This is a genomic window from Escherichia sp. WS1265 (assembly GCF_046487585.1).
In the GTDB taxonomy this organism is placed as follows: Bacteria; Pseudomonadota; Gammaproteobacteria; order Enterobacterales; family Enterobacteriaceae; genus Escherichia; species Escherichia coli.
Genome location: NZ_JBJQJE010000056.1, coordinates 1 through 2,809 on the forward strand (window position 1 = coordinate 1; position 2,809 = coordinate 2,809).

At 50.3% G+C, this 2,809-nt stretch carries 5 protein-coding genes and 1 pseudogene; 3 read left to right on the forward strand and 3 right to left on the reverse strand.

The annotated features are described in order from the left end of the window. Window positions 1–200: 200 nt before the first annotated feature. Complete coding sequence (locus ACJHX3_RS24520) at window positions 201–536, forward strand: hypothetical protein (RefSeq protein ID WP_016247914.1); 336 nt, start codon at window positions 201–203, stop codon at window positions 534–536. Between the two features lie 85 nt (window positions 537–621). Here ACJHX3_RS24520 and ACJHX3_RS24525 read toward each other — a convergent pair. Continuing rightward, a pseudogene (locus ACJHX3_RS24525) lies at window positions 622–1,471 on the reverse strand (DUF4942 domain-containing protein). A 348-nt stretch (window positions 1,472–1,819) separates the two neighbouring features. On the opposite strand from ACJHX3_RS24525, the gene ACJHX3_RS24530 reads away from it, so the two are divergent. Then, complete coding sequence (locus ACJHX3_RS24530) at window positions 1,820–2,017, forward strand: hypothetical protein (protein WP_001161115.1); 198 nt, start codon at window positions 1,820–1,822, stop codon at window positions 2,015–2,017. A 33-nt stretch (window positions 2,018–2,050) separates the two neighbouring features. Continuing rightward, window positions 2,051–2,302 (forward strand): helix-turn-helix transcriptional regulator, encoded by a 252-nt coding sequence (locus ACJHX3_RS24535; protein WP_000148286.1) that lies wholly within the window; start codon window positions 2,051–2,053, stop codon window positions 2,300–2,302. 30 nt (window positions 2,303–2,332) lie between these two features. Here ACJHX3_RS24535 and ACJHX3_RS24540 read toward each other — a convergent pair whose 3' ends face one another. Continuing rightward, window positions 2,333–2,566 (reverse strand): hypothetical protein, encoded by a 234-nt coding sequence (locus ACJHX3_RS24540; protein WP_162861452.1) that lies wholly within the window; start codon window positions 2,564–2,566, stop codon window positions 2,333–2,335. Further along, the coding region (locus ACJHX3_RS24545) for an Rpn family recombination-promoting nuclease/putative transposase (RefSeq protein WP_410236233.1) at window positions 2,566–2,809 on the reverse strand (244 nt) is incomplete at its 5' end. The genes ACJHX3_RS24540 and ACJHX3_RS24545, both read right to left, overlap by 1 nt.

Sequence of the window (2,809 nt, forward strand, 5' to 3'; positions counted from 1 at the left end):
CTGACCAGATGGCAATTGTAATAGCGTCGCGTGTGACGGTATTACAATTGCACATCCTGTCCCGTTTTTCAGGCCATTATAGCCTGTTATTTTTGTGCATCATAGTCTTATACAGACGGCAGAGGTAGGGCGCAGCCCTGCCAGGAGTCAGTTTTTGATGATAAAATCAGGCTTCAACATTAAACGGAGAGAAAGTGCCAATGGCTTCTAAAAAATTTTACTCAGATGATGATGTCCAGCTGGCAAAAGCTGCTTTATCGGAATTGCCAGATCTCACCGCTCAACGGAAAACATTGCGTGATTTTCTTGATGCCATTCGTGATGACATTATTGTCCTGGTAAGGACAAAGGGTTATACACTGGCAGATGTTCGTGACACGCTCAAAAATGCAGGGTATGAAGTAGGAGAGAAGGCACTTCGTGACATTATTCGGGAAGCAGAATCGAAAAAAACATCCCGCCGTTCTTCCTCTAAAACAGCACCTAAAAAGACAGATTCAGGCAGGAAAGATGGCATCGATATGAACAACAATTGATGTGACAATGTCACATCGTGTTCTGAGATTATGATGATTACAGAAAAAAAAGCCCCGGCATAAATACCAGGGCTTTTCTGTTTAATCAGACTCGTGGCGGCAATGCACCAGGATAATGCCGTGCAATAATATCATTCAGTTTTTCAACAAGGTCAGAACGCTTAAAGACAATGTGTACGGTCCCTTTCTGGTAGCCACGCACCGTAAAATATTCCCCTTCTAACAACTTACCGACATTGTCGCCGTTCCCAAGAAATTCACCATACTGCCCCCCCGATGCTGTTCCTGAAGTCAGGAACGTTGCGCCCCTCCAGCAGATAAAACGGACGTACCAGGTCATCCAGTGCTTCCCGTCCGCTGCAGTCCAGCGTCACACGCCCGTTACTCCAGCGGTACAGCAGGTTTTCAATAATGATTTTCTTTCCCAGACGGCAGGGATTATTGGTTCTGTAATCCCATGACAATTTCCGGTAGACATCAATCAGTCCCTGTTCAAACGTCTGCATCTTGCTGGCATTAAGATGGCGGAATGTTGCCAGTACATTGTCCAGGGTGATTTCAGGACAGGTGTCGCTCATCAGCTGGCTGTTCCACTCATCACGCTGGCATGAACTCATGAAGGTGTACATGCCCGTATCTGTCATCAGGCGGTCCCAGATTTTACGGTCGGCAAGACGGGTGATATTCTTTTTCGCTTCTTCCGGTTTATCCATGCACCGAACGGAGTCGGTCACGCAGTCTTCAAAACCGTAAAGAAAAATATCACCTGACGCATCAAGCAGAATCCTGCGCGCTGTCGCCAGGCATTCCATCGCCTGCATGAACAGTGCAATACCTTCGTTACGCTGCGCGATGATGCGGTCGATGGCCACAGACGGAATAACATCTGTCGTGCCGGCAGTATTCAGGTCAGCAGTGGGTAAAGTCTGATTCATCACATTGTCTCCTTATCGTCACGACTGCCGGGTCAGCCAGGTCATTTCCCGGAGGAGCGAAGCTCCTTCTGCCGTCCGGGTCTTAGGGTATTTCCCCGCAGTAGACCTTTCCGACGGGGGACGCTCACCACGTCACGGGGCAGTTGTCCGGGGGCAGACGCAAAAGCTTTTGACGCCTGCGGCAAAAAGTTTTGTGGCTGGTACATCTCTCCCCTGGACGACTGAAACGGGATGTGGTCGTGTATGTACCCCCGGAAAGTCCGTCTGCGGAGAACGGGCCGCAGTGCGGCGGCAGACAGGCAGAGACAGCTGCGCCATCAGGCGCAGTGGCCTTACACACCGTAAGGTGTGCAGGGAGCGCCGCATACGGCGCGACTGAAGAAAAACGACGGCACAACAATGGCATGTGGTGGTCACTGGCACACCACTCCCGCACAGGTGAAAACAGAGAAAACCGCACGACATTTACAAGCAAAAAAAGTGAAATTTCTTCACTTTTTTACACTTATTTATCGCGCTGACTTGGCAATTGTGATGATAAAATAAAGTGAAGTTTTTTCACTTTTTCAAAGGTGTTTTATGACCGGCTGGGAACTGCGAATCTGGCGAAAAAGCATGCTCTGGTCACGCGAAAAAGCGGCCAGAGAATTTGGCGTGACGCAGAGAACATGGCACGCCTGGGAAAATGCGGAACAGGTGGACGTCACCGTCTGGAGGACCACCCAGGCACTTTCAGTCCGTGACCTGCTGCCTCACATGCAGGGGATGCGTAAGGCAGATATCATCAGGCGACTGGAAAATGAACTGGGGGAAACGGCAGGGAATGTGTAAGCGTGATTCACAGCCTGGCAGAATGCCAGGCTACTGCTCATCAGGAAACAGTTTTTTCAGTTCTTCACCGGAAAGTCCGGTTGCCTCCTGAATCCGTTCCGGCGGCCAGCCCATATTCCAAAGCCGGCAGGCTATTTCCCGCGCCACTTCAAGAGCACCTTTTTCAAAACCTTTCTGTATAAGACGTTCTGCAATCGTCATGCTGTTTGCTCTGCTCCTGCTGACAAAAAAGCCCGGCATTTTGCCGGGCTGTGAGGTTCTCATCAGTGAATGATTTTCTTCAGTTCGTCATCGGAAAGTCCGGTAGCCTGCTTAATCTGCTCCGGCGTCATCCCCATTTTCTGAAGCTGGCACGCAATAGCCAGGGCTTTTTCAAGCGCACCTTCCATCCTGCCCTCCTGGCGACCTTTTTGCTCAAGACGTTCTGCGATAGTCATCAGTTTATCCTCATGCTGCGGCAGACGCTCAGCCAGCGCCCGCATAAATTCCGGTGATACAGAGTCCCCT